Source organism: Phycicoccus sp. DTK01, assembly GCF_017312765.1.
Taxonomy (GTDB): domain Bacteria; phylum Actinomycetota; class Actinomycetes; order Actinomycetales; family Dermatophilaceae; genus Phycicoccus; species Phycicoccus jejuensis.
The window spans coordinates 85,236-102,627 of sequence record NZ_BOPU01000004.1 but is presented as its reverse complement, the minus strand read 5'-3'; the positions used below and the strand labels follow the sequence as shown (position 1 = coordinate 102,627).

Here is a 17,392-nt window from a genome sequence, read left to right as displayed (position 1 = left end):
CGGGTCACCGGGCGCCGGGCTCGTGGATGAGCTTGGTGTTGACGAACTCGCGGATGCCGAGCGTCCCGAGCTCGCGTCCGACGCCGGAGCGCTTGGTGCCGCCGAAGGGCAGGTCGGCCATGGATCCCTGCATCGAGTTGACCCACACCATGCCGGTCTCGAGGCGCGCGACGACGTCGGCCACGGCGTCGGGGTCGGTGCCGAAGACCGCCCCGCCGAGGCCGAAGGGTGACGCGTTGGCGAGCTCGACCGCGGCGTCGGCGTCGGCGACCCGGTGGACGACGGCGACCGGGCCGAAGAGCTCCTCGTCGAAGGCGCGCATCCCCGGTGTGACGCCGGTGAGGACCGTCGGCGTGACCCACGCGCCGGGGCGGTCGGGCCGCTCGGCGCCGCCGACGACCGCGGTGGCGCCCCGGTCGAGGGCGTCCTGCACCTGCTCGACGAGGGTGGTGGCCGCGGCCTCCGAGGCCATCGGGGCGAGCGTCGTCCCCGGGTCGGTGGGGTCGCCGGGGCACAGGGCGGCGACGGCGGCGGCGAAGCGCTCGAGGAACGCGTCGTGGACGGCGTCGACGACGAGGATCCGCTTGGCGGCGTTGCACGCCTGGCCGCAGTTCTGCATCCGTCCCAGGACGGCGTGCTTGACGGCACGGTCCAGGTCGGCGTCGGCGAGGACGACGAAGGGGTCGGAGCCGCCGAGCTCGAGGACGACCTTCGTGAGGTGGCGCCCGGCCTGCGCGGCGACGGCCGAGCCGGCGCGCTCGCTGCCGGTGACCGAGACCCCGGCGACCCGGGGGTCGGCGACGAGGTCGGCGACCTGCTCGTCGGTGGCGAGCAGCACCTCGTAGCACCCGTCGGACAGACCTGCGTCGTGCCACACCTGCGCGGCGGCGAGGGCGGACTCGGGGCACTGCGGGGCGGGCTTGAGGAGGATGGTGTTGCCCGCGACGAGGTTGGGCGCGGCCAGCCGGACCGCTTGGTAGTAGGGGAAGTTCCACGGCATGACGCCGAGCAGCGGGCCGACCGGCTCGTGGCGCAGGTGGGCGCGACCACCACGGCGCGGGCTCAGCGGCTCGTCGGCGAGCATCGCCGGGCCGTCGTCGGCGTAGTAGGCGCAGATGTCGGCCACGAGCGAGAGCTCGCCCCTCGCCTCGCCCGTGCGCTTGCCCATCTCGCGGGTGACGAGCGCGGCGAGGGCGTCGCGTCGCTCGGCGAACAGCTCCCCGGCGCGGCGGACGACGGCCGCCCGCTCCTGCACCGGGACGGCCCGCCAGGCGCGCTGCGCGGTGTGCGAGCGGCCGAGCGCGGCCTCGACCTCGGCGTCGGTCGCCGTGGGGTGCTCGGCGAGGAGCTCGTTGCGCGTGGGGTCGACGACGCGGTAGGCGGTCACGGGCTGCTCCTGGTCTCGCGGGCGGGGAGGACCCGATGCTGGCACGCGCCGGCGACACCCGTCCCCGTCCGGACGGCCGGGTCGGCGCGGTCGTCCACAGGCGCGCCGCCGCGCGGTCGTCGTCCACAGATGTCCACGGGGGGCTGTCGTGAGGCCGACCGGCCGGGCTTGGCTGGGCGCATGACGACGCCCGACTCCCCACCGCCCACCCCTCCGCCCGACCCCCGCCGCGGGCTCGGCCGCTACGGGGAGGACCTCGCTGCGCGCTTCCTCGAGGAGCGGGGGATGCGCGTGCTCGAGCGCAACTGGCGCTGCGAGCACGGCGAGGTCGACCTCGTCGCGCTGGACGGGCGCTGCCTCGTCATCTGCGAGGTCAAGACCCGGCGCGGCACCGGGTTCGGCGACCCGGTCGAGGCGGTGACCGTGGCCAAGGCGCTGCGCCTGCGGCGGCTCGCGGCCGTGTACGCCCGGGCCCACCCCGGCGCCGAGCGGGTCCGGATCGACGTCGTCGGTGTGCTGTGCCGCCCGGGGGAGGCGCCCCGGGTGCGGCACGTCGTCGGGGTGGGGTCGTGACCTTCGGGCTCGGGCGCACCCGGGCGGTCGCCCTGAGCGGGCTCGACGGCACCCTCGTCGACGTCGAGGCCCACGTCGCGGCCGGCCTGCCGGGCTTCACGGTCGGCGGCCTCCCCGACACCGCCTGCGCCCAGGCGCCCGACCGGGTGCGGGCGGCGGCCGCGACGGCCGGCTTCCCGGTCCCGCCGCACCGTGTCACGGTCAACCTGTCCCCGGCGTCGGTGCCCAAGCGGGGCTCGGGCTTCGACCTCGGCATCGCCGTGGCCGTGCTCGCCGCGTCGGGGGTGCTCCCGCGTGGGGCGGTGGAGCCGGTCGTGCACCTCGGCGAGCTCTCGCTCGACGGTCGGCTGCGCGGGGTGCGCGGTGTGCTGCCGGCCCTGCTCGAGGCCGCCCGCCGCGGGGCGCGCCACGTCGTCGTCCCCGTCGAGAACGTCGCCGAGGCCCAGCTCGTCGACCGGCTCGTCGTCCACGGCGCCCGCACCCTCGAGGAGGTCGTCCGCTGGTACCGCGAGCCGGCCCCCGGCGGACTGCCGGTCGCCGAGCGGGCGACCGGCACCGACGACGAGCCCGACCGGCGGCCCGACCTCGCCGACGTCGTCGGCCAGCCGGAGGCGCGCGTCGCGCTCGAGCTCGCGGCCACCGGCGGGCACCACCTGCTGATGACGGGACCGCCGGGGGTCGGCAAGACGATGCTCGCCGAGCGCCTCGTCACCGTCCTGCCCCGGCTGGGGCGCGAGGAGGCGCTCGAGGTGCACGCGGTGCGCAGCCTCGTCGCCCCGGTCGGCGAGGTGGCGCGCCTGGACCGGACACCACCCTTCGTCGCGCCGCACCACAGCACCTCCACCGCCGCGCTCGCCGGTGGGGGCTCCGGGGTCGTCCTGCCCGGCGCGGTGTCGCGCGCGCACCACGGCGTCCTCTTCCTCGACGAGGCACCCGAGTTCAAGTCCTCGGTGCTCCAGACGCTGCGGCAGCCGCTCGAGAGCGGGGAGGTCCTCATCGCCCGGGCCAAGGCCCTCGTGCGCTACCCGGCGCGCTTCCTGCTGGTCCTCGCCGCCAACCCCTGCCCGTGCGGGATGGCCTTCGGCAAGGGCACCGAGTGCCGGTGCAGCGCCCACGACCTGCGCGCGTACACGACCAAGCTGTCCGGCCCGTTGCTGGACCGGGTCGACCTGCGCGTCCACGTGCCGCCGGTGCACCCCGCGGCGTTCGGCGACGAGACGGGGGAGCCCAGCGCGGTCGTCGCGGCCCGGGTCCTCGCCGCGCGCGGTGCCCAGGCCGAGCGCTGGCACGGAGCCGGCTGGAGCGTCAACGGTCTCGCGCCCGGCCACGTCCTGCGCCGCCCGCCCTACCGCCTCGCCCCGTCGGTCACCGCCGTCATCGACCGCGCGCTCGACACCGGCGGGCTGAGCCTGCGCGGGTACGACCGGGTGCTCCGGGTGGCGTGGTCCGCCGCCGACCTCGCGGGACGCACCACTCCCGGGCGCGAGGAGGTCGCCCTCGGGCTCCAGCTGCGCCGCGCCGAGGGGACGGCGGCATGACCGGGGGTGTGTCGCCGCTCGAGCGCGACGAGCGCTGGGCGCGGGTGGCGCTGTCCTACCTCGTCGAGCCCAAGCACGGACCCACCGTGCGCGCTGTCGCGGAGCAGGGCGGGGCGGCGGCGCTCGCCGCGATCCGCGAGCGACGGGCCGAGGGCGGCGGGGAGGTCTACGTCCGCGTGCCGGGGCTGGACCTGCCCGGGCTGGCGGCCGCGGTCGCGGCGGCGGGCCTCCGGGTCCTCGTCCCGGGCGACCCGGAGTGGCCGACCGCCCTGGACCGGCTCTCGTCCCCGCCGTACTGCCTGTACGTGCGGGGGAGCGCGGACGTCGCCGCCCTCACCGAGCGGTCCGTGGCGGTCGTCGGCTCCCGCACGGCGACCGCGTACGGGCTCCGGGTGGCCGCCGAGCTCGGCGAGGGCCTCGCCGGCCGCGGGTGGACCGTGGTCAGCGGCGCGGCCTTCGGCATCGACGCGGCGGCCCACCGCGGGGCGCTCGCCGCCGAGGGGGACACCGTCGCCGTGCTCGCGTGCGGGCTCGACCGCGCCTACCCGCGGGCGCACGAGCGCCTCATCGGCGCGGTCGCCGCGACGGCCGCCGTGGTCGGCGAGGTGCCGCCAGGGGCCGAGCCGCTGCGGGGCCGCTTCCTCGCCCGCAACCGGGTCATCGCCGGGCTCGCGCGGGCCACGGTCGTCGTGGAGGCCGGGCTGCGGTCGGGCTCCCTCTCGACGGCGCGCGAGGCTCGTGACCTCCTGCGGCCCGTCGGGGCGGTCCCCGGCCCCGTGACCAGCCCGACGTCCGCCGGCTGCCACGAGCTCGTCCGCGAGACCGGGGCCGTGCTGGTCACCGACGTCGCGGACGTGGTCGAGCTCGCCGGGCGCATCGGCGAGGACCTCGGGGCGCCCCGCCGGGCCGAACCCCGGCCCACCGACTCGCTCGACCCGACCGAGTACGCCGTCTGGGCGGCGGCGCCGCTGCGACGGTGGTTCCCGCCGGAGCGCCTCGCCGCGCTCTCGGGCACCGACCCGGTGCGGCTCCCGGCCGCGCTCGCGGTGCTCGAGGTCCTGGGGTTGCTGGAGCAGGCGGACGGCCGCTGGCGCAAGACCGCGGCCGGCGCGGCGGTCTCGCGGACCGGATGACGACGTGCCTGGGCGCCTGCGTGGACGAACGGTTGATGTTGCGGCGGTTCCCGTTGCGTGGCGGGAGGCCCGATGACACCGTGTGGGCGTGACCGCCCCCGAGCCAGAGGTGCTGTCCGCGTTCGAGCGTCATCTGCGTGCCGAGCGCGGCCGCTCCGAGAACACCGTCCGCGCGTACACGCGCGACGTCTCGGCCTTCCTCGCCGCGGCCGGGGTCGAGGACGACGCCGGTCTCCGGGCGGTCACCCTCGCGGACCTGCGTGGGTGGCTCGGCTCCGTCGCCCGCTCCGGAGCCGCCCGCTCCACGCTCGCCCGCACCTCCGCCTCCCTGCGCACCTTCTTCCGCTGGTGCGAGCGCACGGGACGCGTCGAGCAGGATCCCTCGCTCCGGCTCGCGGCCCCCCGCCGTCACCGCACGCTGCCCCCGGTGCTCACGCAGCGGTCGGCCGGCGCCCTGCTCGAGGTCGCGGCGACCGCGGCCGACGACGACGACCCCGTCCACCTGCGCGACCGCGCGGCCCTGGAGCTGCTGTACGCCACCGGGATCCGGGTGAGCGAGCTGACCGGGCTCGACGTCGACGACGTCGACCTCGACGCCTGCGTCGCGCGTGTCGTCGGCAAGGGCGACAAGGAGCGGCGGGTGCCGTTCGGCACTCCGGCGCGCGACGCCGTCACCGAGTGGCTCGAGCGGGGCCGCCCACGCCTGGTGGTCGACGGCAGCGGGCCCGCGCTCCTGCTGGGTCGCCGCGGCCGACGGGTCGACCCGCGGCAGGTCCGCGACGCGGTGCACCGCCTGCTGGCCCACGTCCCCGACGCGCCCGACCTCGGGCCGCACGGGCTCCGTCACAGCGCCGCGACGCACCTGCTCGAGGGCGGGGCGGACCTGCGGATGGTCCAGGAGCTGCTCGGCCACGCCTCGCTCGCGACGACCCAGATCTACACGCACGTGTCCGTCGACCGCCTCAAGCGGTCCTTCGCGCAGGCCCACCCCCGTGCCTGAGGTGCCCGGCGCCGTGGGGGACACCGCGTACCCGGAGTGGATCTCCGAGGTCCGGCGCCTCTACCTCGAGCCGAAGGACCTCACCGAGATCAGCCTCGAGGAGGCGCTGGCCGAGGCCGAGGCGGCCCCGAAGCGCAGCCGGCTCGCCCGCCGCTTCCGGCGCACCGACGGCCCCGCAGACCTGACGGCGCTCGGTGCGGACGAGGACGAGCCGTCGTCGGCCGAGCCATCGACCCCCGAGCCGTCGACCGGGCCCCACCCGGACGCCCACGTGCTGGCCGCGGGCACCGCCGCTCAGGTCGCGGCGCGTGGCGCCCACCTGCGAGCCGTCGGCGACCGCCTCGGCCTCGACCTCGAGGACTCCTCGGCCCTCCCCGCCTCGGTGCTCCCCGCCGCCACGCAGGCCCCGACGGCGGCGGTCCCGGCGTGGTTCGCTGCCCCCGAGCCCGAGCCCGAGCCCGAGCCCGAGCCCGAGCCCGAGCCCGAGCCCGAGCCCGAGCCCGAGCCCGAGCCCGAGCCCGTCGTGACCGTCGTGGCCGACGCCGCTCCGGCCCCGGCCGTCCCCGCCGCCGACGCGCCCAGCCGGTGGTGGGACGACACCCCGCCCCCGGTCGAGGACGACGTGCCCGTCGGGCCGGTCGCGCCGCCCGCGTCCGCGCCCGTGCCGGCGACGGCGGGCGAGCCGGACGAGGAGCGGCCCGCCCCGCGACGCTCGTGGTGGGACGACTCGCTGCCCGAGGACCTCGACGACGAGCCCGCACCCGAGCCCTCCCCGGCCCACGACCTCGCCGAGCGGGGAGTCTCCGCGGCGTCCTCGCCGGACGGCCACCCGGGCGCGCCCGGGCCGGTCGGCGGTACCGACAGCGACACCGACGCCACCGCGACCGCTGCGGTCGTGCGCCGCAGCGACCTCCACGGCCGGTCCCGCCGCGGGTTCTCCGTGCGGCGTCCCGGGCGCGCGGGGCTGCGTGGGGCCGACGCACCGGCCGGAGCACCGGCCGACGCCGGGACCGCCGGCGCCGCAGCGGACCCCTCGACCCCCCGGGCCCGGGCCCGGCGGGCGGCCCACGGAAGGGGCGAGGCGCCGGCGCCCCGTCGCCGGCTGGCGCTCTTCCTGGCGATCGCCCTCGTCGTCCTCCTCGCCGCCGCTTGGTGGCTGACGCGCCCCGACGCCCCGTCCGCAGCAGCACCGGCCGGCCACGGGCCCCTGGCGGTGGCGCTCGTGCCGGCCGCCGGCGCCGCGGCGCCGCCTGTCACCTCACACTGACCCCCGTCGCCCCGAGGGGCAGCAGCCGGACGTGGCCGCCTCCGACGAGGAGCGGGAGCGGGTCGAGGTAGGCGCCCTCACGTCGGGCTCCGAGGTGGAGGCACGCACGCCGACCGCAGTGGGCGGACACCGGTCCGAGCAGCCCCAGCCGCCCGCCGGCCGCGACCTCGTCGCCGACGTGCACCTCGGGGACGACCGGCTCGTACGTGCTCTCCAGGCCGTCGCGGTGCCGCAGGGTCACCGTGCCCCGGCCGGCGACGACGCCGGCGTGCGTCACCCTCCCCGCCTCGACCGCCAGCACCGGGGTCGCGCCCGCGACCGCGAGGTCGAGCCCGCGGTGGCCCGGACCGTACGTCGACGCCGGCGGCACGAAGCGGCGCACGACCCCGGGCACGGGCGTGGCCGGCCAGCGCCACCGAGCACGACCGACCGGGGAGCCGGCGCCCGGCGCGCCGGGGACCGCGCTCGCGGCCGGCGGGCCCGTCGCCGCCGCAGCCGCCGGGCCGGACGTGACGGACCCCGGAGCCCCACCCCTGACCGACGCGCCCACGCCGAGGGCGAGGCCCGCCGCCACGAGGAGCGCTCCCACGGTGCCGGTCGTCGTCATGGGTCGAGCCTCGACGGCGCGCCGGGCCGGGGCCAGGGGGCCCGGAGCATCTGTGGACGACACGGCGGCCACCGGCGCCCTGTGGACGAAGGAGCGGCGAGCGGTCAGGCCCGACGCAGGCCGGCGAGGCGACGGCAGGCCTCGTCGAGCACCTCGTCGCGCTTGCAGAAGGCGAACCGCACCAGGGTGTGCGCGGCGTCGACGTCGTCGTGGAACGCGGAGGCAGGGACCCCGACGACCCCGACGAGGTCGGGCAGCTCGAGACAGAACGCCTCGGCGTCGCGCACCCCGAGCGGAGCGGCGTCGGCGAGGACGAAGTAGCCGCCCTCGGGCACGGGCACCTCGAAGCCGGCCGCGCGCAGCCCCGCGACGAGGCGGTCGCGCTTGGCCTCCATCGAGGACGCGAGGCCGGCGAACACCGCGTCCGGCAGCCCGAGCCCGACGGCGACGGCCGGCTGGAAGGGACCCGAGCCGACGAAGGTCAGGTACTGCTTGACCCCGCGCGCCGCGGCGACGGCCTGCGCCGGTCCGGTCAGCCAGCCGACCTTCCACCCGGTCGTCGCGAACGTCTTGCCCCCGGACGAGATGGTCAGCGTCCGCTCGCGCATCCCGGGCAGCGCCGCGATGGGCAGGTGCCGCCGGCCGTCGAAGAGCAGGTGCTCGTACACCTCGTCGGCCACCACCCACGCGTCGTGCTCGACGGCGAGCCGCGCGACGAGCTCGAGCTCCGTGCGGGTGAACACCTTGCCCGTCGGGTTGTGCGGCGTGTTGAGCAGGACCATCCGGGTCCGGTCCGAGAACGCGGCGCGCAGCGACTCCTCGTCGACGGCGAAGTCGGGGAAGCGCAGCAGCGAGGTGCGCCGCACCCCACCGGCCAGGGCGATGGTCGCCGCGTAGGAGTCGTAGTAGGGCTCGAAGGTCACGACCTCGTCGCCCGGCCGCACGAGCGCCAGCACGGCCGCCGCGATGGCCTCGGTCGCCCCGACGGTCACGAGCACCTCGCGGGCGGGGTCGACCTCCAGGCCGTGGAAGCGCTGCTGGTGCGCGGCGATCGCCGTACGCAGCTCCGGCACGCCCGGCCCCGGCGGGTACTGGTTGCGCCCGGACCGGATGGCCTCGACGGCCGCCTCGAGGACCTCGGGCGGCCCGTCGGTGTCGGGGAAGCCCTGCCCGAGGTTGACGGCGTCCTTCTCGAGGGCCAGCTGCGTCATCGTCGCGAAGATCGTCGTCCCGAACTCGGTCAGCGCGGGGTGGCCGGGGATCGAGGGCATGGCCCGCAGGCTACGCGGGGGCGCCGTCGGGCGGGGTGGTCCCGGCGTCGGCGTGCGCGATGTGGTCCAGCTGGCGCCAGACGAGCACGAGGGTCAGGCCGGCCCCGGCGAAGGCGAACCAGAACGGCGCCGCCGCCCCGAACCGCTCGGCGATGACGCCGCCGAGCAGCTGCCCGACGAGCAGCCCGCCGACGAGGCCGACCCAGTAGACGCTGCCGACCCGTCCCTGGTAGTCCTGCGGCGTCGCGCGCTGGCGCACGGCCGACGACAGGGACCCCCAGACGAAGGCGTAGCCGCCGAAGACGACCATGACCGCGAGGGCCACGGCCCAGACGGTCGTCACCGCGAGGGCGAGGTGGGTGAGCACCTCGAGCGCGAGGCAGGCCTTCATGAGCCGGGCCAGCGGCACGTGTCGCTCGAGCCACCCGTAGGAGAGGACGGCGACGATGCCTCCGGTCGCCGAGGCCGTCGTGAGCAGGCCGAACCCGACGGCGCCGACCCCGAGCCGCTCCTGCGCCCAGAAGACGAGGACGCCCCACGGCGCACCCCACGTGACGTTGAAGACGAGGATGACGAGCGTCAGCGTCCGGACCGGGGCGTTGTGCGCGATCCAGCGGAGGCCGTCGAGGATGTCGCGGCCCACGTGCTGGTCGGGGGCGGTGCGCTCGACGACGGGCAGCCGGACCCGGGTGAAGAGCCCGACCGACAGCAGGAGCGCCAGGACGTGCACCCCGAACGGCACCGCCGACCCCAGCGCGAAGAGCGCCGCCCCGACGGCCGGCCCGATCAGCTGGTCGCCGACGAGGAAGCCCGACATCTGGCGGGCGTTGGCCAGGCCGAGGTCCGCGGGCCGCACGATCATCGGCAGGATGGCCCGCCACCCGGTGTCGGCGAACACCTCGGCCGTCCCGACGAGCAGGAGCAGGCCGAGGAGCAGCCCGACCGAGAGCGTGTCGGTGAGCAGCGCGACGACGAGCGCGAGGAGGACCGCGATGCGCCCGGCGTTGGCGGCGAGGACGACGCGCCGGCGGTCGACCCGGTCGGCGACCGCCCCGGCGTACAGGCCGAGCACGAGGCCGGGCAGCTTCTGGACGACGGCGGCCATCGCGATGAGCACGGGGGATCGGGTCTGCGAGGCGACGAGCAGCGGCCCGGCCGCGAGGGCGATGCCGTCGCCGACCTGGGCGACCCACGACGACGCGAGGTTCCACCGGAACGCCCCGCCCATCCGGGGCGGGGCGACGACGTCGAGGAGGCGGCCCACGAGGTCGCGACGCTACCTCGGCTCCCGCGGGGCCGCCCACCGATTTCGTGCCGGACCCCTGCGCGCCGTAGCATGTCCGATGGCCTCCGTGCGTCCGCGTGCGGGAGCCACATCTCGCGCGTCCTCCTCCCGCGCCGGTCCGCCGGCCGGGGACGCACCACGGCAGTGGCGGCCCGCGACCTCACGAGGTCGGGTCCGCCCGGGGTGCGTCGGGACGCCAGGCAGGTGGGTCCACCCCTCGGGGCTCGGAGCCCACCGACGCAACTGACAACCACACACACCAAGGAGAACGACGATGGCCGTCGTCACCATGCGCCAGCTCCTCGAGAGCGGCGTCCACTTCGGGCACCAGACCCGTCGCTGGAACCCGAAGATGAAGCGCTTCATCATGACCGAGCGCAACGGCATCTACATCATCGACCTGCAGCAGTCGGTGACCTACATCAACAACGCGTACGAGTTCGTCCGCGAGACCGTCGCCCACGGCGGCACCATCCTCTTCGTCGGCACCAAGCGCCAGGCGCAGGAGCCGGTCGCCGAGCAGGCGACCCGCGTCGGCATGCCGTACGTCAACCACCGCTGGCTCGGTGGCATGCTCACCAACTTCCAGACGATCTCCAAGCGCCTCACGCGCCTCAAGGAGCTCGAGGAGATCAACTTCGACGACGTGGCCGGCTCGGGCCGCACGAAGAAGGAGCTCCTCATGATGAAGCGCGAGAAGGACAAGCTCGAGAAGACCCTGGGCGGCATCCGCTCGATGTCCAAGGTCCCCTCGGCCGTCTGGATCGTCGACACCAAGAAGGAGCACCTCGCGGTCGACGAGGCGCGCAAGCTCGGCCTGCCGGTCATCGCGATCCTCGACACCAACTGCGACCCCGACGAGGTCGACTACAAGATCCCGGGCAACGACGACGCCATCCGCTCGGTCACCCTCCTGACCCGCGTCATCGCCGACGCCGTCGCCGACGGTCTCATCGCGCGCTCCGGTGGCCAGGCCGCCACGGGCGAGCAGGCCCAGGGCGAGGAGCCGCTGGCCGAGTGGGAGCGCGAGCTGCTCTCCGGCGACGCCGACCAGGCCGCCGAGGCCGTGGCCCCGGAGGCCGGCGAGACCACCGCCGCGACCGCCCCCGAGGCTGCCGAGGCCACCGCCGAGGAGACCCCGGCCGCCGAGGAGACCCCGGCCGCCGAGGCCGCCCCGGCCGAGCAGGCCTGAGCCACAGGCTCATTCCCCTCACCCCAACGAGCGAGACAGGAAACCATGGCGAACTACACCGCCGCTGACATCAAGGCGCTCCGCGAGAAGACCGCGGCCGGCATGATGGACGTCAAGAAGGCTCTCGACGAGGCCGACGGCGACATGGCCAAGGCCGAGGAGATCCTCCGCGTCAAGGGCCAGAAGGGCGTCACCAAGCGCGAGGGCCGCACGACCTCCAACGGTCTGGTCACCGCGCAGGCCGAGGGCGGCCAGGGCACCCTCGTCGAGGTCCTCTGCGAGACCGACTTCGTCGCCAAGGGCGAGCGCTTCATCGCCCTCGCGGACCAGGTGCTCGCGCAGGCCGTGGCCACCAAGGCCGCGGACGCGGACCAGCTGCTGGACTCCACCCTGGAGGACGGCACGACGGTCAAGCAGCTCCTCGACGACGCCAACGCCACCATCGGCGAGAAGATCGAGGTCAAGCGGGTCGCGCGCCTCGAGGGCGAGCACGTCGTCTCCTACCTGCACAAGACGAGCCCCGACCTGCCCGCGCAGATCGGTGTCCTCGTCGCCACGCAGGGCGGCGACACCACGACCGCCCGCGACGTCGCGATGCACGTCGCCGCGTTCGCGCCGACCGTCCTCACGCGCGACGAGATCGACGCCGAGACGGTCGAGAACGAGCGTCGCGTCGCCGAGGCCACCGCGAAGGAGGAGGGCAAGCCCGAGGCCGCCCTCCCGAAGATCGTCGAGGGTCGCGTCAACGGCTTCTTCAAGGAGCAGGTGCTCCTCGAGCAGCCGTTCGCCAAGGACGCCAAGAAGACCGTCGCCAAGGTCCTCGACGAGGCCGGCGCGTCGGCCACCGGCTTCGCGCGCTTCCGCATCGGGTCCTGACCCGGTCGCTCACCGAGCGCACCACGTACGCCGCCCCCGGGTCCTCCCGGGGGCGGCGTCGTGTCAGTCCTCGAGCTCGGTGAGGTGCGTCCGCTCGGCCGGGCGCTCGTACGGCTCCGGCCACCAGTCCTCGACCTCGGTGACCAGGCCCTCGGCGTCGAGGACGAACAGGCACAGCCCGGTCATCGTCGCGCCGTCGACGGAGAAGGTCGTGCGGGTCATGGCGCCGTGCTCGTCGGTGAGCACGCGGTCGAGCACGAGGTGCCAGTTACCGGGGAACTCCCGGTTGAAGCGCACGTAGGCCTCGCGGCCGCGGACGACCTCACCGGTCTGCGGGACGCGGTAGACGACGTCGGGGGAGAGCGTGGCGGCGAAGCCCTCCCAGTCGCGGGCCTCGGCGCAGGCCCAGTAGCGGCGGACGACGGCGGCGGGGTCATCGGTCATGCCGGGACCGTAGGGCGGGCCACCGACAGCGGTGCGGGAGGCGTGACGTCGTCGGCCACGCGTGCGACGATGAGGGCGGGAGGACCGCCATGGACGCAGCGCAGCAGCACACCGACCGGCACGACCTGGAACGCCGGGTGCACGTCGACCTGCCACGGGTGCGGCCGGAGGAGATGGTGACGACCCAGGAGACGCAGCCGGCCCGCGACCCGCGCGGCGGGCGCGACACCGACACGGAGTTCATGCTCCGCAACGCCGGCGTCCTCTGACGCCGTCAGGACCCGCTCGTCAGCCGACGCGCCCCAGGGCGATCGCGGCGAACATGAGCGCCGCCACCGTCTCGCCGTCGCGGATGCCCCCGTCGGCGACCATGGTCATCACCTCGCGCCACGGCACCGTGCGCACCGCGCTGATGCCCTCGGCCTCCGGCTCGGCGCCCTCGGCGGGGGAGAGGCCGGTCGCAAGGTAGACGACCTCCGGCGCGACGCAGATGCCGTTGAGCGCGTCCATCCGCCCGACCTCGCGCCAGTGCTCGGCCTGGAGCCCGGTCTCCTCGGCGAGCTCGCGGCGCGCCCCGGCCAGCGTGTCGGGCCCGTCGGAGCCGCCCGCCGGGACCTCGACCGACGAGCCGGTCGTGTGACGGTCGACGGTGACGAGGACGACCTCGTCCGCCTCGGTCAGGGCGACGACGAAGACCGCGGGCTGGCGCAGGCGCACGACGCCGTAGATCCCCGGCTCACCGTCGGGGCGGACGACGTCGTCCTCGACGACCTCGATCCAGGCGTTGGCGTAGACGGTCCGCGACGCGGTGACCGGCCACACGGCTCAGGCCTCCACGACGCCGCGGCCGGTGACCGGTGGGCGGTCGCTCCACGGGAAGGTGATCCAGCGGTCGGTGTCGCGCCAGACGTGGTCGGGCCGGACGACCGAGCGGGGCTTGGCGTAGATGGTGGCGGTCCGCACCCGGCCGACCTTCCCGGCGCAGAACTCCTCCACCGAGCGCAGGGTCAGGCCGGTGTCCGCGACGTCGTCGGCGACGAGGACCGTCGCGTCGTGGAGGTCGACGAAGTCGGGCGCCGGCGGGAGGATGCGCGGCACCTCCAGGCGCTCGTCGACCCCGGTGTAGAACTCGACGTTCATCGTGTACGTGTTCTTCACCCCGAGCGCGTACCCGAGGGCCCCGCCGATGAGCAGCCCGCCCCGGGCGATCGACAGGATCATGTCCGGGACGCCCTCGGCGGCGACCTCCTCGGCCAGCGACCAGACGGCCTCGTCGAACAGCTCCCAGGTCAGCACCTCGCGCGCGTCGTCCACCGCCCCATCGTGGCAGCCCGTGGGCAGGCGCGGGAGCCCGGTCCGTGACCGGGGCCCGTCAGCCGGCGGACACCCGGATGATGCGCGGTCCCTCGGCGACGAAGCACTCACCGGGCGCCCAGCACGAGGTGGTGGCCCCCCACACCCCGGGCTGCCCGGGGATGTCGGTCGTCGAGGCCACGTGCTGCAGCACCCCGCCCCACACCGAGTAGCCCATGCCGCCGGTGAAGGCCTGGACGGCGAGGCAGAAGTCACGGCCGGCGCACGAGAGGTCCGACTGGGTGCCCACACCCGCCGTGCTGCCGGTCCACGCCGTGCCGCGGGTGCGCTGCCAGTAGCGCCCGGACTGCTCGACGACGAGGCACCAGTCGTCCGCGGTGCAGTCCAGCTGGTAGGGCCGGACCATCGACGTGGACGAGGGGACGGACCAGCGGCTCCCGTCCCAGGTGCGCTGGGATCGTTCGGTGACGAAGACACAGAACCGTTGGCCGGAGCACTCCAGCATGCCGCCGCCGACCTGGGCCCCGGGCAGGCGCACCGGGGTCGACCACCGGCCGCCGGTGTAGACGGACGTCGACGAGGTCGCCGCGTCCATGGCCATGCACCACCCCGCGACGGGACAGGACAGCTCACCGAGCTGGAAGGGCAGCCGGGTGGCGCCCGACCAGGTGGAGCCGGAGCGCACCCTGTACGAGCCGACCCCGGTGGCGTTCCCGCCCGTCGTGAGGCACCAGGTGTCGCTCGGGCAGTCGATCTGGTCCGCGCCGAGCCGGCGGGGAGCGGACCAGACGGAGCCGTCCCAGGAGCGGACCGTCCCGAAGGCGTCGAGCCCCGAGCACGCCCGGGCCGACGAGCAGCTGAGCTCGAGCACCGGTCCGCTGACGGGTGCCACGTCCGTGGTCGCCGACCACGTCGAGCCGCGGAACCAGCGCACCGTGCCCTCGGGGTATACCCGCACGCAGGTGGTGCTCGATGCGCACGACATCTGCAGCGGGCGCCCTCGGTATCCGTCGAGACCCCCGGTCACCGCCCGCCAGGTCGACCCGTCGAAGCGCGCAGAGGTCCCGTCCCAGTCGCTGCTCAGGCACCAGCGAGCCGAGGTGCAGTCGAGCACCGGGGCGAAGGCGGACTCATCCCCGAGAGCGGCGCTGGTGCGGGGGCCGGACCACCCGTTCGACCCGAACAGCCAGTACGTGCCGGCCGCCCCCACGGCGACACAGGACCCAGCCGCGGGGCAGGAGACGTCGCTCACCTCCGGACCGGTCGAGATCCGGGTCCGGGCCCAGGTGCTGCCCTTGAGCACCGCCGCGTAGGAGGTGTAGGGGACGTCCGGAGTGATGCCGACGGCTGCGCACGACGTGGCGGAGCCGCACGACAGCGCGGACCAGTCGACGCCGGTCGGCAGCGTGGTGGTGCCCTGCACGCGCTCGCCGTCGAACGCCACGACCGTCCCCGGCCGGGCCAGCAGCCGGCAGTGCGTCGTCGTGGGGCAGGACACGGCCGAGACGGTGCGGCCCACGCCGACCGTGCGCCAGCTCCCGGCACGCCAGACGAGCACCGACGGGTCGTCGGTCCGCGTGACGACGCAGAACGTCGCGTCGGCGCAGGACACCTTGTCGAGCCCGGCGTCGGGGTCGCCGTCGGCCCGACGGGGCAGCACCTGGCTGCGCGCCGACCACGACGTGCCGTTCCACGTCCGCACGGCACCGTCCCGCTCCAGCGCGACACACCACGAGGCGGTGGGGCAGTCGACGTCGAGCAGGCCGCCGGTCACCGGGGCCACCGCCTCGGGGGTGCCGATGGTCAGCGGGACGGTCCGCGTGGGGCTGCTGCCGGCGGGGCCGGCGTTCTGCCACGGGTCGACCGCGACCACCTCGTACCGGACGGTCAGACCGGGCGGCGCGCCGGCGTCGACGACGGAGGAGCCGGTCGTGGACGCCAGGGGTCGCCGGAGCACCGTCTGCCAGGGCTGCCCCTCGTTGACGATCCTCTCGACGCGGTAGCCCAGGGGGTCGACGTCGGTGGGCGGGGTCCACCTGACGGTGACGGAGGTGCCGGTGACCGTCGCGGTGACGCCCGTCGGCACGGCCGGCGGGGACACGTCGGCCGGCGGCCCGTCCACCCAGCCGACGACGTCGACGACGAGCCGGAGGGTGCCCCCGGAGGAGGCGACGACGTCGAGCCGGCCCGAGGACGTGAGCAGCCCGACGGCGAAGGAGGCCTTCGTGCGGCCCTTCTCGAAGGTGAGGGTCGAGGAGCCCGGCACGCCCGCACCGGTGGCCACGACCGTCAGGTGCCCGGTGTACGTCGCGTCGGCGACCGTGACGTTGAGGAGGGCGGCGCCGGCCCCGGTCGTCGGCACACCGCCGCGACCGCTGACCTGCACCGTGCGCCGTGAGCCGCCGAGCACGGCGCCGCCGCCGTCGGCCGCGCGGGTGTCGAGCAGCCGGGTGGGCGCGACCGACGCGGCGCCGAGGGGACCGGGCGGCGTGCCCACCGCGACCCAGCCGACGACGTCGGCGACGAGCCGGACGGTGCCCGGCGAGGTGACCCGCAGGTCGACGCCGCCGTCCGGGCCGAGCCCGACGGTCACGAGGTTGGCCACCGTCTCCCCGGTGGCGTAGTTGAGGCTCGACGCGCCTGCGGGACCGCGGTCGGTGGGGGAGACCGACACGTGGCCGCCGGCGCTCGCGTCGGCGACGGTGACGTTGAGGACGACCGCACCGGCACCCGTCGCGGGGACACCACCGCGACCGGCCACCGCGAGCCCGAGCACGCTGCCGCCGCGGGCGGGGCGGGCCGGCGCCCCCACCCCGCTGCGGGTGTCGAGCAGGCGGGTCGGGGTCAGGGCCGTGACCCCGCCCGGACCCGGGGAGGCCGCGGGGTCGAGGACCCAGCCGACGACGTCGGCGACCAGGTGGGTGCCCGTGCCGCTGACCCGCAGGTCGACGGCGCCGCCGGTCCCGACGCGCACGAGGGCGGTGTTGCTGACGGTGCGGCCGGCGGTCCAGTTGAGCGTCGAGGCCTGCGGTGAGGCCACGCCGTGGGGGAACGCGGTGAGGTACCCGTTGCCCGTCGTGCCGGTGGCGACCACCGTGACCAGCACCGCGGACACCCCGCTCGCGGGGATCCCGTGGCCGCCGAGGACCCGAAGGCTCGTCGTCGACCCCGCAGCCCGCAGGCCGGCCGGGGCGCCGGTGCCGTTCCTCGTGTCGAGCAGGCGGGCCGCCGGCACCGGGTGGTACCCGCCCGGCATGGCGTCGTCGGTGAGCGCCGCCGGCGCCGCGGCGCTCCTCGTGCTCGCCGTGCTCGGGGCCACCTGGGCCACGAGGCCCGACCCCGCGACGACCAGCGCCGCCACCCAGGACATCCACCGTCGACCGCGCACGGCACTCCCTCACGCTCAGCGCCCCACGCTCGTCCGCGGTGCCGCGCTCGGATCCTAGGGTCGGCCGCCGACACGTGGGGAGGGGTTCTGCGAGATGTCGCAGCGCCCGCCGCCCGC

General features: G+C 76.0%; 16 protein-coding genes. 8 read left to right on the top strand and 8 right to left on the bottom strand.

What is annotated here, in order from left to right; genetic code table 11:
- Nucleotides 1-4: 4 nt before the first annotated feature.
- The gene (locus tag J3473_RS10470) at nt 5-1,387 is read right to left on the bottom strand and encodes an NAD-dependent succinate-semialdehyde dehydrogenase (protein WP_207023199.1); all 1,383 of its coding nucleotides are present in this window, start codon (nt 1,385-1,387) and stop codon (nt 5-7) included.
- 180 nt (nt 1,388-1,567) lie between these two features.
- Here J3473_RS10470 and J3473_RS10465 point away from each other — a divergent pair, with 180 nt between their 5' ends.
- The 5 genes from J3473_RS10465 (at nt 1,568) to J3473_RS10445 (ending at nt 6,898) form a co-directional block, all read left to right on the top strand.
- Nucleotides 1,568-1,960, top strand: a complete 393-nt coding sequence (locus tag J3473_RS10465; protein WP_207023197.1) for a YraN family protein — start codon at nt 1,568-1,570, stop codon at nt 1,958-1,960.
- The gene (locus J3473_RS10460) at nt 1,957-3,498 is read left to right on the top strand and encodes a YifB family Mg chelatase-like AAA ATPase (RefSeq protein WP_207023194.1); all 1,542 of its coding nucleotides are present in this window, start codon (nt 1,957-1,959) and stop codon (nt 3,496-3,498) included. Before J3473_RS10465 ends, J3473_RS10460 begins: the two co-directional genes overlap by 4 nt.
- Complete coding sequence (dprA, locus tag J3473_RS10455; protein WP_207023192.1) at nt 3,495-4,631, top strand: DNA-processing protein DprA; 1,137 nt, start codon at nt 3,495-3,497, stop codon at nt 4,629-4,631. The genes J3473_RS10460 and dprA overlap by 4 nt, the downstream gene beginning before the upstream one ends.
- 88 nt (nt 4,632-4,719) lie before the next feature.
- Nucleotides 4,720-5,631, top strand: coding sequence for a tyrosine recombinase XerC (locus tag J3473_RS10450; protein ID WP_242525812.1), 912 nt, complete (start codon nt 4,720-4,722; stop codon nt 5,629-5,631).
- Entirely contained in the window at nt 5,624-6,898 is a 1,275-nt protein-coding gene (locus J3473_RS10445; protein WP_207023185.1) for a hypothetical protein, read from the top strand. The genes J3473_RS10450 and J3473_RS10445 overlap by 8 nt, the downstream gene beginning before the upstream one ends.
- Here J3473_RS10445 and J3473_RS10440 read toward each other — a convergent pair.
- From J3473_RS10440 to J3473_RS10430, 3 genes are all read right to left on the bottom strand, one after another.
- Nucleotides 6,885-7,505 (bottom strand): murein hydrolase activator EnvC, encoded by a 621-nt coding sequence (locus tag J3473_RS10440; RefSeq protein WP_207023184.1) that lies wholly within the window; start codon nt 7,503-7,505, stop codon nt 6,885-6,887. The two genes, J3473_RS10445 and J3473_RS10440, sit on opposite strands and share 14 nt — an antisense overlap.
- 104 nt (nt 7,506-7,609) lie before the next feature.
- Nucleotides 7,610-8,776, bottom strand: coding sequence for a pyridoxal phosphate-dependent aminotransferase (locus tag J3473_RS10435; protein WP_207023183.1), 1,167 nt, complete (start codon nt 8,774-8,776; stop codon nt 7,610-7,612).
- 10 nt (nt 8,777-8,786) lie between these two features.
- Entirely contained in the window at nt 8,787-10,040 is a 1,254-nt protein-coding gene (locus tag J3473_RS10430) for an MFS transporter (RefSeq protein ID WP_242525811.1), read from the bottom strand.
- Nucleotides 10,041-10,335: 295 nt separating this feature from the next.
- Here J3473_RS10430 and rpsB point away from each other — a divergent pair, with 295 nt between their 5' ends.
- Both rpsB and tsf read left to right on the top strand, forming a co-directional pair.
- Complete coding sequence (gene rpsB, locus J3473_RS10425; RefSeq protein WP_207023182.1) at nt 10,336-11,253, top strand: 30S ribosomal protein S2; 918 nt, start codon at nt 10,336-10,338, stop codon at nt 11,251-11,253.
- A gap of 45 nt (nt 11,254-11,298) precedes the next feature.
- Entirely contained in the window at nt 11,299-12,129 is an 831-nt protein-coding gene (gene tsf, locus J3473_RS10420) for a translation elongation factor Ts (protein WP_030527985.1), read from the top strand.
- Nucleotides 12,130-12,192: 63 nt separating this feature from the next.
- Here the strand turns inward: tsf and J3473_RS10415 are convergent, their stop codons facing one another.
- Nucleotides 12,193-12,573 (bottom strand): nuclear transport factor 2 family protein, encoded by a 381-nt coding sequence (locus J3473_RS10415; protein WP_207023181.1) that lies wholly within the window; start codon nt 12,571-12,573, stop codon nt 12,193-12,195.
- A gap of 89 nt (nt 12,574-12,662) precedes the next feature.
- Between J3473_RS10415 and J3473_RS10410 the strand changes: the two genes are divergently transcribed.
- On the top strand, nt 12,663-12,842 hold the full coding sequence (locus J3473_RS10410) for a hypothetical protein (protein WP_030527987.1): 180 nt from the start codon (nt 12,663-12,665) through the stop codon (nt 12,840-12,842).
- Nucleotides 12,843-12,861: 19 nt separating this feature from the next.
- On the opposite strand, the gene J3473_RS10405 is transcribed toward J3473_RS10410, so the two are convergent.
- From J3473_RS10405 to J3473_RS10395, 3 genes are read right to left on the bottom strand one after another with little or no spacing between them, the layout of a single operon-like run.
- Complete coding sequence (locus tag J3473_RS10405; RefSeq protein ID WP_207023178.1) at nt 12,862-13,395, bottom strand: NUDIX hydrolase; 534 nt, start codon at nt 13,393-13,395, stop codon at nt 12,862-12,864.
- Between the two features lie 3 nt (nt 13,396-13,398).
- On the bottom strand, nt 13,399-13,887 hold the full coding sequence (locus J3473_RS10400) for a phosphoribosyltransferase (RefSeq protein ID WP_030527989.1): 489 nt from the start codon (nt 13,885-13,887) through the stop codon (nt 13,399-13,401).
- 58 nt (nt 13,888-13,945) lie between these two features.
- The gene (locus J3473_RS10395; RefSeq protein WP_207023176.1) at nt 13,946-17,275 is read right to left on the bottom strand and encodes a hypothetical protein; all 3,330 of its coding nucleotides are present in this window, start codon (nt 17,273-17,275) and stop codon (nt 13,946-13,948) included.
- Nucleotides 17,276-17,392: the final 117 nt, after the last annotated feature.

Coding starts and splice junctions, on each gene's coding strand:
- J3473_RS10465 (WP_207023197.1), top strand. CDS start 1,568: ATGACGACGCCCGACTCCCCACCGCCCACCCCTCCGCCCGACCCCCGC.
- dprA (WP_207023192.1), top strand. CDS start 3,495: ATGACCGGGGGTGTGTCGCCGCTCGAGCGCGACGAGCGCTGGGCGCGG.
- J3473_RS10440 (WP_207023184.1), bottom strand. CDS start 7,505: ATGACGACGACCGGCACCGTGGGAGCGCTCCTCGTGGCGGCGGGCCTC.
- J3473_RS10435 (WP_207023183.1), bottom strand. CDS start 8,776: ATGCCCTCGATCCCCGGCCACCCCGCGCTGACCGAGTTCGGGACGACG.
- rpsB (WP_207023182.1), top strand. CDS start 10,336: ATGGCCGTCGTCACCATGCGCCAGCTCCTCGAGAGCGGCGTCCACTTC.
- tsf (WP_030527985.1), top strand. CDS start 11,299: ATGGCGAACTACACCGCCGCTGACATCAAGGCGCTCCGCGAGAAGACC.
- J3473_RS10415 (WP_207023181.1), bottom strand. CDS start 12,573: ATGACCGATGACCCCGCCGCCGTCGTCCGCCGCTACTGGGCCTGCGCC.
- J3473_RS10410 (WP_030527987.1), top strand. CDS start 12,663: ATGGACGCAGCGCAGCAGCACACCGACCGGCACGACCTGGAACGCCGG.